Here is a 19,225-nt window from a genome sequence, read left to right on the forward strand (position 1 = left end):
ACTCTAGCGGAGGCTCACCTCCGCTTCAATCGACCACTCCCCCGGGAGGCAGCAGTGACGGCCACGCCGTTCCCCGTCAGCGAGATCGTGGCGGCCCGCCGGCCGCACCGTAAGGACGCCGCCCGCAACTACGACGCGCTGCTCGGCGCCGCCCGCCAGGCGTTCGCCGAGCACGGGGCCGACGCCTCCCTGGAGGACATCTCCCGCCGCGCCGGTGTCGGCATCGGCACCCTGTACCGCAACTTCCCGACCCGCCGCGACCTGTTCGAGACGGTCTACGCCGACGAGGTCGCCGCCCTGTGCGCGGCGGCCGTGGAGGTGGCGGACCGGGAGCCGTGGCAGGCGCTGTCGGCGTGGCTGGACCGGTTCGCCGGTTACATGGTCACCAAGCGCGCGGTGCGCGAGGCGCTGAACGGCGAGTCGGACATCTTCCAGACCTGCCGCGAGTCCATGTACGCGGCCGGCGGTCCGCTGCTGGAGCGCGCGCAGCGCTCCGGCGCCGCCCGGACGGACATGGACTTCGGGGACCTGCTGCGGCTGGTCGCCGGGATCACGGCGACGAACTTCGAGGACGACGCCCAGCGCGACCGGGTGCTGGCCATCGCGCTGGACGGGGTGCGCGCCGGCCGCTGACCCCGGAGGGCACGCAGGCGCCGGCCCCGGGCGACGAAGTGTCCCCCGGCCGGCCCCGATGCCCCACACCCTGTCCACGGCACGGCGGCGCACGCGCCGTCTAGGGTCGGCCGCATGACGCACAGCTTCGCGCTCCACATCCCCGACGCCGTCCTCGAACCCGAGCCCCTGGACCCCGGGCAGATCGTCTCCGGGAATCCCGAGGTGACCGGGAAGGTGGTGTGGCAGTCGCCGGACGGACGGCAGGTCCGGGGCATCTGGCAGATCACCCCGGGCGTGGTCACGGACACGGAGGCCGACGAGCTGTTCGTGGTGATCAGCGGCTCGGCCACGATCGAGGTCGAGGACGGGCCGACGCTGCGGGTCGGTCCCGGCGACATGGTGGTGCTGCGGGCGGGCGACCGCACGCGGTGGACGGTGCACGAGACCCTGCGCAAGGCGTACGTCCTGACCCTCTGAGGTTGCTCCCCGAGGGTTGACACCTCCGCCATGTCCGGACAAAGGTGGCCCGGAGCCGGGACGGACCGGTCCGGGCGCCGGTGCCACGCTTCTGGGAGAGGCTGTCATGGTGGATGCGCTGGGTGTCGCCGTCATCGGGTTCGGCTGGATGGGCCGCGTGCACACCCAGGCGTACGCGCGGCTCCCGCACCACTACCCGGATCTCCCGTTGCGGCCCCGGCTGGTCACGGTCGCCGAGGCGGTGCCGGGCCGGGCCGAGGAGGCCGCCGGGCGGTTCGGGTTCGCCTCCGCGACCCGCGACTGGCGCGAGGTGGCCGCCGATCCGCGCGTCCAGGCCGTCAGCGTCACCGCGCCCAACTTCCTGCACCGGGAGATCGGCGTGGCGCTGGCCGAGGCCGGCAAGCACCTGTGGATCGAGAAGCCGGTGGGGCTGGGCACCGCCGACGCGCGCGCGGTCGCCGACGCGGTCGCGCGGGCCGGTGTGCAAGGCACGGTCGGCTTCAACTACCGCAACGCGCCCGCCGTGGAAGCCGCCCGCGAGCTGATCGCCTCCGGTGGGATCGGCACGGTCACACATGTGCGCGTCCGCCTGTTCAGCGACTACGCGGCGGACCCGGACACCGCTCTGACCTGGCGCTACGAGCGGCGGCGCGGGGGCAGCGGGGTGCTCGGCGACCTGGCCTCGCACGGCGTGGACCTGGCCCGCTTCCTGTGCGGCGCCATCGACTCCGTCACCGCCGACACCGCGGTCTTCGTCCCGGAGCGCGCCCGCCCGGGCGGCGCGACGGCCGGCCACGCCCTGGCCCGCGGTGGCGAGCCGGGCCCGGTGGAGAACGAGGACTACGTCGGCTGTCTGCTCCGCTTCGCCTCCGGCGCCCGCGGGGTCCTGGAGGCCTGCCGGGTCTCGGTCGGCGAGCAGAACGCCTACGGCTTCGAGGTGCACGGCAGCCGGGGCGCGGTGTTCTGGGACTTCCGCAGGATGAACGAGCTGGGCGTGAGCCGCGGCACCGGCTACCGGGACCAGTCCGTGAGCACGGTCCATGTCGGCCCGGGCGCGGGTGAGTTCGCCGCGTTCCAACCGGGCGCGGCCAACGCGATGGGCTTCGACGACCTGAAGGTGATCGAGGCCTGCCGGTTCGTACGGTCCATCGCCGAGGGCACGCCGTACGGCACCACTCTCGCGGACGCGGTGCACAGCGCGCGCCTGCTCGACGCGATGGCGCGGTCCGCGCGGACCGGCGGCTGGGTGAGTCCGCGGACGGCTCCTTGAGGAGTTCCGACGGCTCTTCGATGATGGTGCGAGAAGTTTGTACGGACAAGAACGGAGCCCCATGCGCATCGGAATCCTCGGTCTCGGCCGCATCGGCTCCTTCCACGCCGAGACCCTCCACGGGCTCGACACCGTCGAGTCGCTGGTCGTCACCGATCCGTTCGCCGGCGCGGCCGAGCGCGCGGCGGAGCGGTTCGGTGCCGAGGTCGCCTCCTCGCCGGAGGCGCTGCTGGCGTCCGGAGTGGACGGCATCGTGGTGGCGGCGGCCACCGACGCCCACCCCGCGCTGATCCGGGCCGGTGTCGCGGCCGGTGTCCCGGTCTTCTGCGAGAAGCCCGTCGCTCGGACGATGAGCGAGGGCGTCGAGGTCCTCGCGGCCGTGCGTGACACCGGTGTGCCGGTCCAGATCGGCTACCACCGGCGCTTCGACGCGGGATTCGCCGCCGCCCGGGCCGCCGTACGGGCCGGTGAGCTGGGCGCGCTGCACACCGTGCGGTCCACGACGCTGGATCCGGCGCCGCCGCCGGCCGCGTACATCGCCGCGTCCGGCGGCATCTTCCGGGACTGTGCCGTGCACGACTTCGACAGCATCCGCTGGGTGACGGGCCGTGAGGTCGCCGAGGTGTACGCGGTGGGCGGCAACCGCGGCGCCGATCACATCAGGGCGGCGGGCGACGCCGACACCGCCGGCGCGCTGCTCACCCTCGACGACGGCACGGTCGCGGTGGTGTCCAACTCCCGGCACAACGGGCGCGGTTACGACGTGCGGATGGAGCTGCACGGCTTCGCCGACTCGCTCGCCGTCGGCCTGGACGACCGGCTCCCCCTGCGCTCGGCCGAGCCCGGCGCGCAGTTCCCGCCGGGCGCCCCGCACGCCTTCTTCATGGACCGCTTCGCCGCCGCCTACCGAGCCGAACTCGCCGCGTTCACCGAGGTCGTGGCGGGCACCCGGCCCTCCCCGTGCACCCTGGAGGACGCCCTGGAGGCCGGCTGGATCGCCGAGGCGTGCACCGTGTCGCTGCGCGAGCACCGGCCGGTGCGACCGGCGGAGGTGCGATCGGCCTGAGCGGACGGGGACAGCGCCGGGACCGGTGCCGTCCCCGGGACCGGGTCAGCCGCAGTACCGGATCAGCCACTCGTCCGCGTGGTAGGTGTCCCGGGCCGGGTCGGGCCGGGTGGCCGGCTTCGTCTCGACCGTGTCCTCGGCGCGTATGCGCTCGGGCAGGCGGCCGAAGCGCCGGTTCCGGGCGGCCGCGTCGGCGGCGTCCCGCGGCGTGTCCTGGGTGTGTGTGCGGTGTGTCATGTCGTCCTCCCGTCCACACGGGCGTTCCCCGTTGTCAGTCGAACGCCCGTGTGCCCCGGTTGGTTCCCCGCCGCGCCGTGGCCGAATCCGCCGGCAGGGCGCGGGATCCGGCGCGCGCCCGCTCAGGCGCCGCAGGAGCGCAGGAAGCGGCGGGTGCGGACGGCGATCGGCAGCGGCCGGTCCGGTGCGCACGGGTACATGTCCTGCTCGACGATCGCGAACAGGTTCACGCCCAGTGCCTGGGCCGCCCGCAGCACCGGTTCCAGCTCCGGGATCCCGGCGGGCGGTTCGCACATCACCCCGCGCCGCACGGCGGGACCGAACGGCAGCCCGCCGGCGACGACCTCGGCGAGGACGTCCGGGTCGACCTGCTTGAGGTGCAGGTAGCCGAGGCGTTCGCCGTAGGTCTCGATCAGCTTGACGCTGTCGCCGCCGCAGTAGGCGTAGTGCCCGGTGTCCAGGCAGAGGCTCACCAGTTCGCTGTCGGTGGCGTCCAGGAAGCGGGTGACGTGGGCCTCGGTGTCGATGTGGGTGTCGGCGTGCGGGTGGACGACGATGTCGAGGCCGTAGGTCTCCCGGACCTGGCGGCCGAGCCGTTCCATGCCCCGGGCCAGGTCCGTCCACTGCCCGGCGGTCAGCTCGGGCGGCTCCAGGATCTCGGCGGTCTTGTCGTCGCGCCAGAAAGAGGGGATCACCACCAGGTGCCCGGCGCCCATCGCCCGGGTGAGCGCGGCGACCCGGCCGACGTGGTCCCAGGTCTCCTCCCAGACGGCCGGTCCTCGGTGCAGGGCGGTGAAGACCGTGCCGGCCGAGACCTTCAGGTTCCGCCGGGCCAGTTCGTCGGCGAGCCGGGCCGGGTCGGTGGGGAGGTAGCCGTAGGGGCCGAGTTCGATCCAGTCGTAGCCCGCCTCGGACACCTCGTCGAGGAAGCGGTGCCAGGGGATCTGGTGCGGGTCGTCGGGGAACCAGACGCCCCAGGAATCGGGGGCGGAGCCGACCCGGATGCGGTCGAGGGTCTGGGCCATGGTCAGGGGTTCCTCTCCGGATCGGTCGTCGCGGGCGGGGCGCGAACGCTGCCGCGTCGGGACGGGATACAAGCCCCTGCCGGGCCCGCTGTCAATCCTTTGTCAGGACATCATTTCACAGCCGGGCCCGCCGTCCCCCGGCAAGTGCGCGGTACGCGACGCTGGTCCTTCCCGAGCGTTGCTGGTAGCACAGGAGTGTTCGGCTTCAAGTGCGCGAAGAACAGTGGAACTTGCCGTCCCGGAGGTCTCCCGTGCTGCGAGCGATACTGACGGCGGGCGCGGTCCTCGCCGCGCTGCTGGCCCCCGCCACCGCCCACGGCGAGGAGGCCGGGCCGGACATCCCCCCGCTCACCGACGCCCGGGGCCGGGTGCTCACCCTGCGCGGCTGGAACATCGAGGACAAGGCGCACCGGGGCGAGCAGGCCCTGACCGCGATCACCGAGCGCCATCTGCGCGATCTGCGCGCCCAGGGCTTCGACTTCGCCCGGCTGCTGGTCTTCTGGGACGACCTGGAGCCGCAGCCCGGGCAGTACAGCGAGAGGTATCTGCGCAAGATCGGGCGCGTCCTGGACTGGGCCGAGCGCCAGGACGTGCGGGTCGTCCTCGACGCCCACCAGGACGTCTTCGGACCCGCCTTCGGCCACCGGGGCATACCTCGGTGGGCGACCAGGACCGACGGGCTGCCGTTCACCGCGCATCCGGACGACTGGTTCGCCGAGTACTTCGAACCCGCCGTGCAGCGCGCCTTCACCCATCTCTACGAGGACGACGACCTCCGGCGCGCCTAGGTTCGGATGTGGCACACCCTGGCCGCCCGCTTCGCCGGCCGTCCGGCCGTGGTCGGCTACGACCTGATCAACGAGCCCATGGGCGAGCCGAGGCCCGGGGAGGACCTGCCGGCGGCCGCGCGCCGCGTGGAGCGCGAGCAGCTGACCCCGATGTACAACCGCCTGGCCGACGCCGTCCGCACGGCCGACCGGGACGCCTGGCTGTTCGTCGAGCCGACCCCGGTCGTCGGCGAGGGCGTGCCGACCGGTCTCGGCCGCGTCCGCGATCCCCGGGTGGTGTACGCGCCGCACTTCTACGACACCGCGATGGAGGCGGGCGCCGACTACGACCCCGGGGCGGGCTGGATCGAGCGGTACGAGCGGGCGGTCACCGCGTATCCGGCGCGGTACCGGGTCCCGGTGGTGGTCGGCGAGTGGGGTCCGCCGGACAGCTCGCTGCCGCGGATGAACCGCTTCTACCGGGACGCGATGGCCTCGCTGGGGCGTTATGCCTCCGGCTGGGCGGGCTATGTGTGGTGCTACGGCGGCGGGTACTGCGCGCTCGACGGCCGGGGCGGCTTCCGCGCCAACAAGGAGCTGACCGTGGAGCCGTACGCGGAGACCGTGGCGGGCACGGTCCGCTCCGCCGGGTACGACCCCGGGACGGGCGGGTACCGGCTGGTCTACCGCGCGGCGTCGCACGGCGCCCGGGTGAGCGTGCTGTCCCTGCCGCCGGGCACGTGGCGGCTCACGGCCGGGGGCGGGGCGCGCGTCGTGCGGCGGACGGCCGGGCGGGCGTGGGTCCGGGCGGTCCCCGGCGGCCTGGCGACCGTCACGGTGACGCGCGGGTGACCACGACCGCGCCGCTCGGCCGGGTACGGCCGGGTACGGCCTCGGCGCGCGGCCGGCCCCGGGTGGGCCGGCCGCGCGCCGAGGGTCAGGCGGCGGGGTCCGCCGGCGGTGCCGTGTCCTGCTCGAAGCGCGCGTGGAAGCGGCGGGTGTGGTCCACGTGGCGTTCCGGTCCGGTGAGGGTCACCGTCGCGGTCAGGCGGGCGTCGGCGCTGGACGCCGCCAGGCGCAGGTGCAGTTCGCCCGGTTCGACCACCCGGCGGCCGTCGCGGCCGGTGAAGGAGGCCACGTCGGCCGGCACGGTGACCCGCACCCGGCGCGCCTCGCCCGCCGCGAGCCGCACCCGGGTGTAGCCGACGAGCCGCTGCACCGGCTGGACGACGGAGGCGACCGGGTCGTGCAGGTACAGCTGGACCACTTCGGTGCCGTCCCGCTCCCCCGTGTTGCGCACGGTGAAGGCGAGGGAGAACTCGCCGGCGGTGTCCGCCTCCGCCCGGTCGACGGCCAGCGAGTCCCAGTCGAACGACGTGTAGGACAGGCCGTGGCCGAACGCGAAGGCCGCCGTGGGATCGATGCTGGAGACGTCGCTGGCCTGGGCGAGCCGTGCGCCGAGGTAGGTGGCGGGCTGGCCGCCGGTGTCGCGGGGCACGCTGACCGGCAGCCGTCCGGACGGGTTGGTCCGGCCGCTGAGCACTCCGGCGATGGCCGTGGTGCCCTCGACGCCGGGGAAGAAGGACTGCACGATCGCCGCGGCCTCGTCCGCGGCCCGGCCGAGGGCGTAGGGCCGGCCGGCCAGGAGGACCGTCACCACGGGCGTACCGGTGTCGAGCAGCGCGTCGAGCAGCCGCTGCTGGGCGCCGGGCAGCGCCAGGGACTGCGCGTCGCAGCCCTCGCCGCTGGTGCCCCGGCCGAAGAGGCCCGCGCGGTCGCCGAGGGCCACCACGACGACGTCGGCCCGGCGCGCGGCGTCCACGGCCTCGGCGATGCCGAAGATGTCGCCGTCGTCGACGCCGGTGCCCTGCACCACGGTGAGTTCCGTCTCGGGGAACTCCCGTCCGATGGCCTCCTCCAGAGTGGGCAGGTCGATGCCGGCCGGTGTCCCGGGGTGGTGCACGCCGACGTGCTGGGGGAAGGAGTAGCAGCCCAGCACGGCCGTGGGAGCGGTGGCGTTGGGGCCGATCAGGGCGATGCGGCGGGGCCGGGCGAGGGGCAGGGTGCCGTCGTTGGTGAGCAGGACGACGGCCTCCTCCGCGACGGTCCGGGCCAGTTCCCGGTTCTCGGCGGTGTCCAGGTCGACGGTGCCGCGCAGGGCGCCCGCGTCGTCCGGGTCGGCTCCGCGCAGCGCGGCCGGGACCGGGTCCCAGCCGGCGTCGAGCAGGCCGAGCCGGGCCTTCTGGGTGAGCACCCGGCGCAGGGCCCGGTCGATCAGCGCCTCCGGCACCCGGCCGTCGGCGACGGCCTCGGCGAGGGGCGCGCCGAACGTCTTCACGGTCGGCAGTTCCACGTCGACGCCCGCGCGCAGGGCCGCCGCCGCGGCGTCCGCCCAGTTCCCGGCGATCCCGTGCAGGGTCTTGAGGAAGGCGATGCCGAAGTAGTCGGCGACGACCGTGCCCTCGAAGCCCCAGGTGTCGCGCAGCAGCCCGGAGAGGAGGTCCTCGTCGGCCGCCGAGGGGATGCCGTCGGTGTCGGTGTAGGCGTGCATGACGGAGTCCGCCCCGCCCTCCACGATGGCCATCTCGAACGGCGGCAGCAGGACGTCCGCCCGTTCGCGCGGGCCCATGCCGACAGGCGCGAGGTTGCGGCCGGCGCGGGAGGCGGAGTAGCCGACGAAGTGCTTGAGGGTGGCGACGACACCGGCCGAGCCCAGCCCCTGGACATAGGCGGTGCCGATGCTGCCGACGAGGTACGGGTCCTCTCCGATGGTCTCCTCGACGCGGCCCCAGCGGGCGTCGCGGACCACGTCCAGGACGGGCGCGAGGCCCTGGTGGACGCCGACGGAGCGCATGTCGCGGCCGATGGCGGCGGCCATCCGGCGGATCAGGCCGGGGTCGAAGGTGGCGCCCCAGGACAGCGGGACGGGGTAGGCGGTGGCGCCCCAGGTGGCGAAGCCGGCCAGGCACTCCTCGTGGGCCAGCGCGGGGATGCCGAAGCGGTTCGCCGCGGTGATCCGGGTCTGGGTGCGCAGCAGGGACAGCGCGCCGAGTGCCGGGTCCACGGGTGCCGTGCCGAACGGGCGGGTCAGCTGGCCCAGTCCGGCGGGCAGCAGGGCGTCGAGGTCGACGGCCTCCTCCATGTCGTGCTGGTGCGGGGCGACCTCGCCGCCCTCGTCGGACGCGCCGACCCACACGCCGTACAGCTGGGCGGTCTTCTCCTCCAGGGTCATCGCGTCGATCAGCGCGGAGACGCGGGTGCCGACGTCCTGGCTCGGGTCGTTCCACAGGGGGACTTCGGGGGTGGTCTCTACGGCCACGTTGGCGGTCACTTTCCTCCCATGCCCATCAGGCCCTGGACCAGGGCCCGGCGGGCGAACAGGTAGACGAGCAGGACGGGCACCATGGACAGCGTCACGGCTCCCAGCAGACCGGGGATGTCGATGCCGTGCGCGGTCTGGAAGTTGTACAGACCCAGGGTGATCAGCTTGGTGTCCTCGGACTGGGTCAGGACCAGCGGGAACAGGAAGCCGTTCCATGCCTGGAGCGCGGAGAACACCACGATGGTGGACAGTCCGCCGCGCGAGAGCGGCACGACGAGCTGGAAGAACATCCGCCTCGGGCTCGCCCCGTCCATGGTCATGGCCTCGAACAGCTCCGGGGAGATGTCCCGCATGGCCCCGCTGAGGATGAGCGCCGACATCGGCAGGCAGAACGCGGCGGTGGGCAGGATGACGCCGAGCAGGTTGTCGTACAACCCGGCCTCGCTGATCAGGTAGAACATCGGCACGATCACGGCCTGGGCCGGAATGGCGAGGCCGAGCAGGAACAGCCGGAAGATCTGCGAGGTGACCCGGGACTGGCTGCGGACGATCGCGTAGGCCAGCGGCGGTACGAGCAGCAGCACCACGCCGACCACGCACACGGTGACGATGATGGTGTTGAGGAAGTACCGGCCGAAGCCCGAGTCGAACGCCCCGGTGTAGTTGTCGAAGGTGAAGTGGTCGGGGAAGGACACCGGGCCCTTCGCGGCGTAGTCCTGCCGGGTGCGCAGGGTCGCGGCGAGCATCACGTACAGCGGCAGGCCGACCACGACGAGCCAGACGATCGAGCCGGCTCCGGCGAGGTAGTTGGGGCGGCGCCTCATGACACCCCCTCCATGTCGCTGCGCATCTTGTCGTAGCCGGAGACGCGGACCACGATCAGCGAGACGATGGTGGCGGCGATGACCAGGCACAGGGCGATGGCCGAGCCGGCTCCGAAGTCGAAGCCCTTGAAGGCCTTTTGGTACATGTAGTAGGCGCTGATGGTGGTGTCGGTGCCCGGTCCGCCCTGGGTGAGGATCAGCACGGTCTCGAAGGTGGTGAGGCCGCCGACGATCATCAGGATCATCGAGGTGACGACCGAGTTGCGCAGCTGCGGCAGGGTGATGTGGAAGAACTGGCGGAAGCGTCCGGCGCCGTCGATCTCCGCCGCCTGGTACAGCACCGGCGGGATCGCGCGGGCGGCGCCCTGGTAGATGAGCGTGTGGAACGGGGTGTACTGCCAGGTGCTGACGAAGGCGAGGACACCGATGGCGGTGGACTGCTCGCCGAACAGGTTGCCGTCGCCGAACAGCCAGGTCATCCGCGCGGGGATGCCGAAGTTCGGGTCGAGCAGCGCCCGCCAGAGCACCGACACGGCGGTGGCGGACAGCAGCAGCGGGATGAAGTAGATGGCCGAGAGGACGGCGCGGTTGCGCTGGTGTCCGGCGGCCCAGACACCGAGCACGATGCTCAGCGGGGTCTGGAGGACCACGCCGAGGGCGGTGAGCAGCAGCGTGAGCCAGATGCTGCGGATCATCACCGGGTCGTCGAGGATGCGCTTCCAGTTGTCCGTGCCGACGAACTCGGGTGATCCGAGGCCGTCCCAGCTCATGAAGGACAGCACCGCGACCATGATGAGCGGTGCGATGGCGAAGAGGGTGAAGAACAGGGTGGCGGGCAGCGCCCAGAGGAAGCCGGGGCGGGTGCCGTGGGCGGCGTAGGAGTCCTCCGGCCGCCGCCGGGCCTTACGGGGGGCCTCGGCGGTGGGCGGGGCGCTCGTGAGCTGTGTGGTCATGAGCAGTTCATTCGGTCGGAAGGGCCTGCATGGCCTTGATGAAGCCGTCCGTGTCGAGCTGTCCGTTGAAGAACTGCTGTACGGCCTGGTGGATGGGGGTGCTGGCGGTCTGCGGGTAGGCCTGGTCCCAGGAGAGCTGGAAGGACTTGGCCTTGGCCACCAGGTCGTACTGGAAGCGGGAGTACTCGGGGCTCGCGGACTTGTCCAGGAACTGCGCGGTGTTGGTGGTGGTGGGCAGGTTGCCGATGGACAGCTGGGCCTTGACGAACTCGTCGGAGTACATGAGCTTCAGGAACTCGGCGACGGCCTCGGGGTGCTTGGTCTTCTTCAGCACCGAGTAGAAGTTGTTGGTGTTGCCGACGACGTCCGAGGGGTCGCCCTTGCCGCCGGGGACGGTCGGGAAGGCGCCGTAGCCGAGGCCCTTGGCGGCGAAGTCCTTGGCGTCCGTCTGCTGCTGCGAGTAGTACCAGGAGCCCATCAGCTCGAAGCCGGCCTTGCCCTGGGCCACCAGCGCGGGCGAGGAGCCGTTGGTGTACTTCACCGAGTCGTAGTTCTTGCCGAACGCGCCGGCGTCGACCAGCTCCTTGAGCTTGCCGAGCGCCTTCTTGCTGTCCGCGCTCGCCCAGGCGTCCTTGTCGCCGCCGAGGGCCTTCTCGAACAGACCCGGGCCGGCGATCCGGTCGTAGACGTACTCGAACCACATCAGCGTCGGCCACTGGTCACCGCCGCCGAGGGCGATGGGGGTGACGCCGGAGGACTTCAGCTTCCCTACGGCGTCCAGCAGTTGGTCCCAGGTCTGGGGCTGCTTCGCGCCCGCCTTGGCAAGGACGTCCTTGTTGCTGAACAGCAGCACGGGCTGGGTGCCGCGCATCGGGATGCCGTACGGCTTCCCGTCCACGACGGCGCTGTTGTAGACGGTGGGCAGGAACTTGTCGTCGAGATTGGGGTCCTTCTTGATGAAGTCGTCCAGCGGCATCAGCAGCCCCGCCTTGACGAACGGCTTGATGCTGCCGCCGCCCCAGTGGAAGAAGATGTCCGGCGCCTGGGGTGTGCTGATGATGGTCTGCAGCTTCTGCTGGTAGTCGGCGCCGGGGATGGTGTCGAGGACCGCCTTGACCTTGGAGGTCTTGTTGAAGGTGTCGACGATCTGCTTCTCGACCTTGTTGGCGGAGTCCCCGTAGACAAGCACGTGGATCTTGCCGTCGTTCGAGGAACCTCCGCCGCTTCCGCTGCCGCACGCCGCGAGGCTCGCCGCCAGGGCCAGCGTCGCACCGCAGGCGACCAGTCTGGGCATCCGTGTACGCATGGTCATCCGCCTTCCGAAAGTTTCGGTTAAAGAGCCGAAAGTCCTGCGGCTGGACAGTAGGAGGCGAGAGAAGAAATGGTCAACGGTCCTGCACGTACGCGGCCAAACCGTTACCCGGCATCGTGCCCTATGCTGCGACCATGCGCGAAGAAGCCCAGGTCGGTCGGAGAGTCACCCTGGCAGCCGTCGCCAGAGAGGCCGGCGTCTCGCTTCCGACAGTTTCGAAGGTGCTCAACGGTCGTTCGGATGTGTCTCCCGTGACCCGGGCCAAGGTGGAACGCCTGCTGGAGGCCCACGGCTACCGCCGGCGGACCGCGGGACCGCCGCAGGCGCCGCTCATCGAAATCGTCTTCCACGAGCTGGAGAGCGTGTGGGCGATGGAACTCATCCGCGGGGTGGAGAACGTCGCCAAGCAGAACGACGCGACCGTGGCGCTCACCGAGAGCGGCACCCGGCACGCGCCCGGCCCGGAGTGGATCGCGGGTGTCCTGCGCCGCCGCCCGCTCGGTGTCCTGCTGGTCTTCTCGACGGTCCCCGAGGACGTGAAACGCCAACTGCGGTCCCGGGCCATCCCGTTCGTCATCGTGGACCCGGCGGGCGATCCGGACCCCGACGTGCCGTCCGTCGGCTCGGCCAACTGGGCCGGGGGCATGGCCGCGACGCGCCATCTGACCGACCAGGGCCACGAGCGCGTCGCCATCATCACCGGCCCCGAGGACCTGATGTGCTCGCTGGCCCGGCTCGACGGATACCGCTCGGCGATGGCGATGGCGGGACACCAACCGGACCCGGCGCTGGTGCGGTTCGGCGACTTCCACGTCCAGGGCGGCTTCGAACAGGCCATGGACCTGCTGCGCCGCCCCGACCGTCCGACAGCGATCTTCGCCGGCAGCGACCTCCAGGCCCTCGGCGTCCTGGAGGCGGCCCGGGTCCTCGGCCTGAGCGTCCCCGGCCAGCTGTCGGTGGTGGGCTACGACGACGTCCCTCCGGCCCGCTGGTCGAGCCCGCCCCTCACGACGGTCCAGCAGCCGCTCCAGCGCATGGCCGAGGAAGCGGCCCGCATGCTCCTGCGCCCCACGGACGCCCGGAAATCGGCGTTGCGCATCGAACTGGCCACCCACCTGGTGATCCGCCAGAGCACGGCCCCACCTGGGACGAGGTGACAGGGCTGGACCGGGGCGGGGGCCTGTGCGGGGAGACGGGGCCGCCGGGGGTGAGGGCCTGTGCGGGGAGACGGGCTTGGGGCTCAGCGCCTGCGCCGGGAGACGGGGGTGGGGGTGGGGGCGCCTGTGTCAGGAGGCGGGGCGGAGGGCCAGGCCTGCGCCGGGAGACAAGGCCGGGGGCGGGGACGCCTGTGCCAGGAAGCGGGACCGATGGCCACAACCTGCGCCAAAAGACGGGGTTGAGGCTGAGGACTTATGCCGAGAGGCGGGGCCGAGGGCCAGGGCCTGCGCCGGGAGACGAGGCCGGGGCTCGGGCCTGCGCCGTGATGCGGGGCCGAGGCTGAAAGCCTGTGTCAGAAGGCGGGGCCGAGGGCGAGAGCCTGCGCCGGGAGACCGGGCCGGGACTGAGAACTTGTGCCGAGAGGCGGGGCCGGGGGCGAGGATCTGCGTCGCGAGACAAGGCCGGGGGCGAGGACCTGCGTCGCGAGACAAGGCCGGGGCTGGAAACCTGCGCCCAGCGGCGGGGCCGAAGCTGGAAGTCGGCGTCTGGAAGCGGGGTCGAGGGCCAGGCCTACGCCGGAACAGGGGGCCGGGGCTGAGGACTTGTGTCGGCAGACGGGGCCGAGGGTGAGGACCTGCGCCGGGAGACGAGGCCGGGGCTCGGGCCTCACCGAGGGACGCGGCCGAGCCCGAAAGCCCGCGCCGAGGGACGCGGCCGAGCCCGAAAGCCCGCACCGGGAAACGCGGCCGAGCCCGAAAGTCCGCGCCGGGAGACGCGGCCGGGACTGAATGCCTGCGTCCGGGAGACGCGGCCGGGGGTCAGGGCCGGGTGAGGTGGGTGGGGGGACTGAGTGGGGGCGGTGGGCCGCTCGCCTCAAGGACGCGGTGCCGGTCCACGGTTGTCCTCGGCGGCCGGGTGCCGACCGCCCCTCACTCGCTCGCCGGACCGGGCGCGCCCGCCGGAGACCACCGGGAGGCCGTCGGCACCGGTCGTTCCACGACCGGTGCCGACGTGTCCACGCTCCGGCCTGCCGGCCGTACGGCGGCGCCGGCGGCCGGGACACAGACACACGACCGCACCGGGCCCCCGCCCCTCGCGGCATCGCGCTCCTCCGCACCCCGCGTCGGAGCGCCGCCACGGCCTCCGCTTACCCGGCGGACCGAGGCCGTGCCCGGCCCGTCAGTTCGGACTGGAGCGTGCGGTACGCCGGCTTGGGGCGGTAGGTCTCGTCGAACAGGTTGGCCGCACCCTCGCCGGGGAACGTGTCGGGCACCCAGGAGTACTTGTCGGTGAAGCCCCAGACGGTGAACGAGATGCAGTGCCGGGTGCGCAGACAGGCGTCGAGCAGCAGCCGGTAGCCCTCGGCCTGGGTGGCCAGCTTGCTGTCGTCGGCCGGCATCTCCATGCGGACGTCCGCCTCCGTCACGGCGGTCGCCAGCCCGAGCTTGTCGAAGCGGGCGAAGTTGGCCGCCATGCCGGTGGGCAGGCCGTACTGGATGCCGAGGTGACCCTGGAAACCGACGCCGTCGATGGGCACGCCCTCCGCCCGCAGGCGGCTCACCAGGTCGTACACGGCGTCGCTCTTCGGGCCCGTCCACTCGGTGTTGTAGTCGTTGTAGAACAGCAGCGCGTGCGGGTCGGCCTCGTGGGCCCAGCGGAAGGCGTCGGCGATGTAGCCGGGCCCCAGCTCGCGCAGCCAGATGCTGTCCCGCAGCGTGCCGTCCTCGTTGAACGCCTCGTTGACCACGTCCCATTGCCAGACGCGGCCCTTGAAGTGCCGGACGGTGTCGGTGATGTGCCGGTGCAGGATGTCCCGCAGCTCGTCCCGGCTGAAGTCACCCGACGTCAGCCAGGACGGCAACTGGTTGTGCCAGACCAGGACGTGGCCGCGTACCTTCTGCCCGTGCCGGTGCGCGAAGTCGAGCAGCCGGTCGGCGGCGGCGTAGTCGTACTCGCCCCGGCTCGGCTCGATCGCCTCCCACTTCATCACGTTCTCCGGCGTGACGGTGGAGAACTCGGAACCCGTGAGCCGGCGGTAGGCGGCGTCGTCGGCGAGCGCGGACGTGTCCACCGCGGTGCCGACCCGCAGATGGTCGTCGGCGGCGAGCTGCCGCAGCGGACGGTCCGCCGCGGAGGGGCCGCCCGCCGCGTCCGCGGGGCCGGCGGTGGCGAGCGGGAGCAGGGCCAGGCAACAGGCCGCGGCGGCGGCCGCGGTGATACGGGGCAGATTCACGAGCGCTCCAGAAAAGGGCCGAAAGTTTCGTGATACGTCACGAGCGTTGCGTCACGCTAAACAGCCGCCTCTACCCCGTCAACCGTCCTGACGGCGAATACAGCGCCGAACTCCGGCGACTATCCGAAAGTTGCGGCCATACACCCCATAAGTGCCCGCCTAGTTTCGATGAAGTTTCGGAAACAGACGCATTGACCTCCGTTTCGGCCCGGCCCCATACTCTCCAGCAATCGAGCCCGCCCCCGGCAGGGACGGCCCCCGCCACGGCATCTGGCACGGACATGCCAATCATCCGAGGCAACCGGCCACGTCAGCCCCCGACGCCCGGCACCCGCACCGCCGTACCCACCGCACCGGGCCCCGCTCATCCGCCCTCACAGGAGCAAGCATGGACATGGACAACGCCCTCTCCCGCCCGATGAGCCGCAGGGGCTTCATCGGCCGCGCCGGCGCGCTGGCGGTGGCCACCTCCGCCTCCGGGCTGCTGCTGCCCGGCACCGCGAACGCCGCCACCGTCATCACCACCAACCAGACCGGCACCAACAACGGCTTCTACTACTCCTTCTGGACCGACGGCGGCGGCGCGGTCTCGATGACCCTCAACTCCGGCGGCAACTACAGCACCTCGTGGACGAACTGCGGCAACTTCGTCGCGGGCAAGGGCTGGAGCACCGGCGCGCGCAGGACCGTGAACTACTCGGGCAGCTTCAGCCCGTCCGGCAACGGCTACCTGGCCCTGTACGGCTGGACCTCGAACCCGCTGGTGGAGTACTACATCGTCGACAACTGGGGCACCTACCGGCCCACCGGAACGTACAAGGGCACGGTCACGAGCGACGGCGGCACGTACGACATCTACCAGACGACGCGGTACAACGCTCCTTCCGTGGAAGGCACCAAGACCTTCAACCAGTACTGGAGCGTCCGCCAGTCCAAGCGGACCGGCGGCACCATCACCACGGGCAACCACTTCGACGCCTGGGCCCGCGTCGGCATGCCCCTCGGCAGCTTCAACTACTACATGATCCTCGCCACCGAGGGCTACCAGAGCAGCGGTTACTCCAACATCACGGTGAACGGCTGACCCGTCCCCGGCCTCCGTCCGCTCGTCCCCGCCCACGGTCCCGCACGATCCGAGGAGGACCCACCCGCATGCGCGCCGCACCCCGCTCCCTGCTGACCGGACTGGCCGTCGCCGCGACGGCCCTGGCCGGCACCGCCACCACCGCCGCCGAGGCCGCACCGGCACAGGCCGCCGCCTGCTCCGGCTACGTCGGGCTCACCTTCGACGACGGCCCGTCCAACGACCACACCCCGGCCCTGCTCAACGCCCTGCGGCAGAACGGCCTGCGGGCCACCATGTTCAACGAGGGCCAGTTCGCCGCCGCCTACCCGGCCCAGGTCCGGGCCGAGGTGAGCGCCGGCATGTGGGTCGGCAACCACAGCTACACCCACCCGCACCTGACCCAGCTGAGCCAGGCCCAGATCGACTCCGAGATCTCCCGCAGCCAGCAGGCGATCGCGGCGGCCGGCGGCGGCACACCGCAGCTGTTCCGGCCGCCGTACGGGGAGACCAACGCCACCGTCCAGGCGGTGGAGGCCAAGTACGGCCTGCGGCAGATCATCTGGGACGTCGACTCGCAGGACTGGAACGGCGCGAGCACCGATGCGATCGTGCAGGCCGTCTCCCGGCTGGGCAACGGCCAGATCATCCTGATGCACGAGTGGCCGGCCAACACCCTCGCCGCCATCCCACGCATCGCCCAGACGCTGGCGGCCAAGGGCCTGTGCGCCGGCCGCATCTCTCCCCAGACCGGCCGCGCCGTGGCCCCCTGACCGAACGGCATCCCCTTCCCGACGACCGACGACCGACGAACCGTCAGGGGTGGCCCCGGGTTTCTCCGGAGCCACCCCTGCTCCACACCCGGCACCCGCGGAGCCGATGTCAGTGGCGTACGTCAGCATGCTGCACAAGCGACCGACGACCGCCTTGACGGAGGACCCCTCGTGACCGGCCAGGAACCCGAGACCGCGCTGCCCGCCGACTTCCTTCTCACCGCGATGGCCGGCCGGGGCCCGGACGACCCCGTGGTGCGGCTGGCGGCACGGCAGGTCCGGTCGGCCCCGCGGCACCACGACCATCCGGTCCTGGCCGAGGCGCTGTTGTCGGGTCCCCACGCCGAGGAGGCGCCCCCGTGGCTCCTGGAGGCAGCCGTGGCGGCGGGCCTGGAGACCGTCCCGGAACCGTCCGGCTCCGGCTCCCGGCCGGCCCTGGTCGCGCTCGCCCTCGGCCATCCGTCGTGCCCGACGGCCCTGCGGGAGCGGACCCTGAAGGAGTGCGACGCGCGGCAGTTGGCCCGGCTCGGGACTCCGTGCGCCGCCGAGCGGCTCGCTCGCGCGCTCGCCGGAGAGCTGCGTGCCCGCGGCGGCACACCGCCTTCCATGACCCCCGGACTGCTGGAGGAACCGACCACGGCCCAGCTCGTCCTCCAGCAGGGCCCGCTGCACGACCTCGTGTTCGCGGCAGCCCGCGACACGCTCCCCACGGCCCCCGACGCCGACAGTCCGGACGGCGAGGACGACGTCACGAAGTGGCTGGAGCGGCACCGGCGCGCGTACGCCGCGTGGGAGGGCATGTGGCGCCGGATACTGAAGCGGCACCCGGAGCGTCACCGCGCGTTCGTGGAGTGGGCCGCCGGCACCGACGCCGAGCACACGATCCGCAACGAACTGCTCGGCGGCCTGCCCTGGGCGGTCGAGCCGGACCTCCTCACCGAGCTGGCCGCGGCCGACCTCGACCGTTTCCCGTCCCAGCTCCTGCTGGGACGGGCCTCCCGGATGCGCCGCGACGGCTCGGACGAGCAGCGGGTCCTGGATCATTTCGCCGGGGAACTGTCCGCCCTGACGGACGAGGAGCAGCTCCGTGTCCGCCACTTCGTGGGCCGTACGAGCACCGCACTGCTCGACATCGGGTGCCGAGCCCCTGTCACCTGGGTGCGGCACACCGCGTCCGGTACTTGGCGTCACCTGCTCGACCCGGCGCGGGCGAAGGACGGTCACCACCGGGCCGAGTGGCGGGCCCGCGCCGACACGCTGGCCGGTCTGGCGGTGCGGTTCGCCGAGACGGCTGCCCGTGCCCTTCCCTTCTGGGAGCCCGAGGACCGCTACACGGCCATCGCCCCGGACGAGGTGGCCTGGGTACGCGACATGGTGCTGCATCTGCCGACGGTCACCGAGGACGTCAGGGCCGGTATCCGCCCGATCGTCAGGGACGCGCGCAAGCGGCTGCACCACCGGCATCCGGGCCTCCAGCCGCGCCACGACGAACGCCGCGAGATCGAGGAGATCCTCGGCACGATCGAGCGCGTCCTCGCCGACCCGCCGGCGGCCACCGGCACGGACCGCCACCGGTCCGCGCTCGGCGCCCCGGCCGAGGTGACGGTGCGCGAACTGGCGGGCGTCACGGGGCGGACGCTGAGCGAGTACCTGGACCGGCACCCCGGCGACGACTGCCTCGTGGAGAAGGCCCTCCTCGCCTGCGCCGCCCGCGGGACCCGGTCCGACGGCGACTTCGAGGACGTACTGCGCCGGCACGGCTCGCCGGACACGGTGCTGCTCCGGCTCACCGAGGGCCTGCGCGCGAACCTGGGCGGCGCACCCTCGTGGCGCGAGGCCTGGACCCGCCTCGTCCTGGCCAGGCCGGACACCGGGCCGGACCTGGTGCGGGCCCTGCCGGCCTGGTCGGCGCTGCGCGCCCGGGGCGGCCGGCACGGCAGCGCCCATCCGTCGGTGGTCACCGTGGTACGCGCGGCCCTCGGGACCGCTCAGGACGCGTGGGACCGGTTCGCCGCCTGCCCGGCCACCCACTCCGGCCCCACGGCCTGGCTGCGCCTCGGCGACCTGCTGGACGCGGCCGCCGCGGGAACGGCGTGGCCGAAGCCGCCGGGCAGCCGATGAGCGGTACGG

General features: G+C 72.5%; 14 protein-coding genes and 2 pseudogenes. 9 read left to right on the forward strand and 7 right to left on the reverse strand.

The features are described from left to right. Window positions 1-54: 54 nt before the first annotated feature. The 4 genes from SCK26_RS06090 (at window position 55) to SCK26_RS06105 (ending at window position 3,428) form a co-directional block, all read left to right on the forward strand. Window positions 55-633: a helix-turn-helix domain-containing protein gene (locus SCK26_RS06090; RefSeq protein ID WP_318200226.1), complete on the forward strand. Its 579-nt coding sequence runs from the start codon at window positions 55-57 to the stop codon at window positions 631-633. A gap of 114 nt (window positions 634-747) precedes the next feature. Beyond that, window positions 748-1,092 (forward strand): cupin domain-containing protein, encoded by a 345-nt coding sequence (locus SCK26_RS06095; RefSeq protein ID WP_318200227.1) that lies wholly within the window; start codon window positions 748-750, stop codon window positions 1,090-1,092. A 106-nt stretch (window positions 1,093-1,198) separates the two neighbouring features. Next, complete coding sequence (locus tag SCK26_RS06100) at window positions 1,199-2,362, forward strand: Gfo/Idh/MocA family oxidoreductase (protein ID WP_318200228.1); 1,164 nt, start codon at window positions 1,199-1,201, stop codon at window positions 2,360-2,362. Between the two features lie 61 nt (window positions 2,363-2,423). Continuing rightward, window positions 2,424-3,428, forward strand: coding sequence for a Gfo/Idh/MocA family oxidoreductase (locus tag SCK26_RS06105; protein WP_318200229.1), 1,005 nt, complete (start codon window positions 2,424-2,426; stop codon window positions 3,426-3,428). Window positions 3,429-3,473: 45 nt separating this feature from the next. Here SCK26_RS06105 and SCK26_RS06110 read toward each other — a convergent pair whose 3' ends face one another. Together SCK26_RS06110 and SCK26_RS06115 are read right to left on the reverse strand one after the other, a co-directional pair. Beyond that, window positions 3,474-3,665 (reverse strand): hypothetical protein, encoded by a 192-nt coding sequence (locus SCK26_RS06110; RefSeq protein ID WP_318200230.1) that lies wholly within the window; start codon window positions 3,663-3,665, stop codon window positions 3,474-3,476. Window positions 3,666-3,787: 122 nt separating this feature from the next. Beyond that, a complete protein-coding gene (locus SCK26_RS06115) occupies window positions 3,788-4,690 on the reverse strand; it encodes a sugar phosphate isomerase/epimerase (RefSeq protein WP_318200231.1) in 903 nt (300 codons plus the stop codon). 251 nt (window positions 4,691-4,941) lie between these two features. Between SCK26_RS06115 and SCK26_RS06120 the strand changes: the two are divergent. Continuing rightward, window positions 4,942-6,309: pseudogene (locus tag SCK26_RS06120) on the forward strand (cellulase family glycosylhydrolase). Between the two features lie 85 nt (window positions 6,310-6,394). Here SCK26_RS06120 and SCK26_RS06125 read toward each other — a convergent pair. Genes SCK26_RS06125 through SCK26_RS06140 form a run of 4 tightly spaced genes read right to left on the reverse strand, consistent with a single transcriptional unit; the run spans window position 6,395 to window position 11,868 of the window. Further along, window positions 6,395-8,788, reverse strand: coding sequence for a glycoside hydrolase family 3 N-terminal domain-containing protein (locus tag SCK26_RS06125; RefSeq protein ID WP_318200232.1), 2,394 nt, complete (start codon window positions 8,786-8,788; stop codon window positions 6,395-6,397). After that, window positions 8,785-9,603 carry a carbohydrate ABC transporter permease gene (locus SCK26_RS06130; protein ID WP_318200233.1) on the reverse strand — a complete coding sequence of 273 codons (819 nt, stop codon included), beginning with the start codon at window positions 9,601-9,603 and terminating at the stop codon, window positions 8,785-8,787. Before SCK26_RS06130 ends, SCK26_RS06125 begins: the two co-directional genes overlap by 4 nt. Then, window positions 9,600-10,556 carry a carbohydrate ABC transporter permease gene (locus SCK26_RS06135; RefSeq protein WP_318200234.1) on the reverse strand — a complete coding sequence of 319 codons (957 nt, stop codon included), beginning with the start codon at window positions 10,554-10,556 and terminating at the stop codon, window positions 9,600-9,602. The genes SCK26_RS06130 and SCK26_RS06135 overlap by 4 nt, the downstream gene beginning before the upstream one ends. 7 nt (window positions 10,557-10,563) lie before the next feature. Then, window positions 10,564-11,868, reverse strand: a complete 1,305-nt coding sequence (locus tag SCK26_RS06140; RefSeq protein ID WP_318200235.1) for an ABC transporter substrate-binding protein — start codon at window positions 11,866-11,868, stop codon at window positions 10,564-10,566. A 134-nt stretch (window positions 11,869-12,002) separates the two neighbouring features. Here SCK26_RS06140 and SCK26_RS06145 point away from each other — a divergent pair, with 134 nt between their 5' ends. Further along, window positions 12,003-13,025, forward strand: a complete 1,023-nt coding sequence (locus SCK26_RS06145) for a LacI family DNA-binding transcriptional regulator (RefSeq protein ID WP_318200236.1) — start codon at window positions 12,003-12,005, stop codon at window positions 13,023-13,025. Between the two features lie 1,148 nt (window positions 13,026-14,173). Here the strand turns inward: SCK26_RS06145 and SCK26_RS06150 are convergent. Further along, complete coding sequence (locus SCK26_RS06150; protein WP_318200237.1) at window positions 14,174-15,259, reverse strand: endo-1,4-beta-xylanase; 1,086 nt, start codon at window positions 15,257-15,259, stop codon at window positions 14,174-14,176. A gap of 388 nt (window positions 15,260-15,647) precedes the next feature. Between SCK26_RS06150 and SCK26_RS06155 the strand changes: the two genes are divergently transcribed. The 3 genes and pseudogenes from SCK26_RS06155 to SCK26_RS06165 all read left to right on the forward strand — a co-directional run bounded on the left by SCK26_RS06155 (window position 15,648) and on the right by SCK26_RS06165 (window position 19,216). Then, a complete protein-coding gene (locus SCK26_RS06155) occupies window positions 15,648-16,343 on the forward strand; it encodes a glycoside hydrolase family 11 protein (protein WP_318200238.1) in 696 nt (231 codons plus the stop codon). A 68-nt stretch (window positions 16,344-16,411) separates the two neighbouring features. Further along, window positions 16,412-17,092, forward strand: a pseudogene (locus SCK26_RS06160) (polysaccharide deacetylase family protein); the annotation flags it as partial. Between the two features lie 174 nt (window positions 17,093-17,266). After that, complete coding sequence (locus tag SCK26_RS06165; protein ID WP_318200239.1) at window positions 17,267-19,216, forward strand: hypothetical protein; 1,950 nt, start codon at window positions 17,267-17,269, stop codon at window positions 19,214-19,216. Window positions 19,217-19,225: the final 9 nt, after the last annotated feature.

It is taken from the genome of Streptomyces sp. SCL15-4 (assembly GCF_033366695.1).
Lineage (GTDB): Bacteria > Actinomycetota > Actinomycetes > Streptomycetales > Streptomycetaceae > Streptomyces.

Coding starts and splice junctions, on each gene's coding strand:
- SCK26_RS06095 (WP_318200227.1), top strand. CDS start 748: ATGACGCACAGCTTCGCGCTCCACATCCCCGACGCCGTCCTCGAACCC.
- SCK26_RS06100 (WP_318200228.1), top strand. CDS start 1,199: ATGGTGGATGCGCTGGGTGTCGCCGTCATCGGGTTCGGCTGGATGGGC.
- SCK26_RS06105 (WP_318200229.1), top strand. CDS start 2,424: ATGCGCATCGGAATCCTCGGTCTCGGCCGCATCGGCTCCTTCCACGCC.
- SCK26_RS06110 (WP_318200230.1), bottom strand. CDS start 3,665: ATGACACACCGCACACACACCCAGGACACGCCGCGGGACGCCGCCGAC.
- SCK26_RS06115 (WP_318200231.1), bottom strand. CDS start 4,690: ATGGCCCAGACCCTCGACCGCATCCGGGTCGGCTCCGCCCCCGATTCC.
- SCK26_RS06130 (WP_318200233.1), bottom strand. CDS start 9,603: ATGAGGCGCCGCCCCAACTACCTCGCCGGAGCCGGCTCGATCGTCTGG.
- SCK26_RS06135 (WP_318200234.1), bottom strand. CDS start 10,556: ATGACCACACAGCTCACGAGCGCCCCGCCCACCGCCGAGGCCCCCCGT.
- SCK26_RS06140 (WP_318200235.1), bottom strand. CDS start 11,868: ATGACCATGCGTACACGGATGCCCAGACTGGTCGCCTGCGGTGCGACG.
- SCK26_RS06145 (WP_318200236.1), top strand. CDS start 12,003: ATGCGCGAAGAAGCCCAGGTCGGTCGGAGAGTCACCCTGGCAGCCGTC.
- SCK26_RS06155 (WP_318200238.1), top strand. CDS start 15,648: ATGGACATGGACAACGCCCTCTCCCGCCCGATGAGCCGCAGGGGCTTC.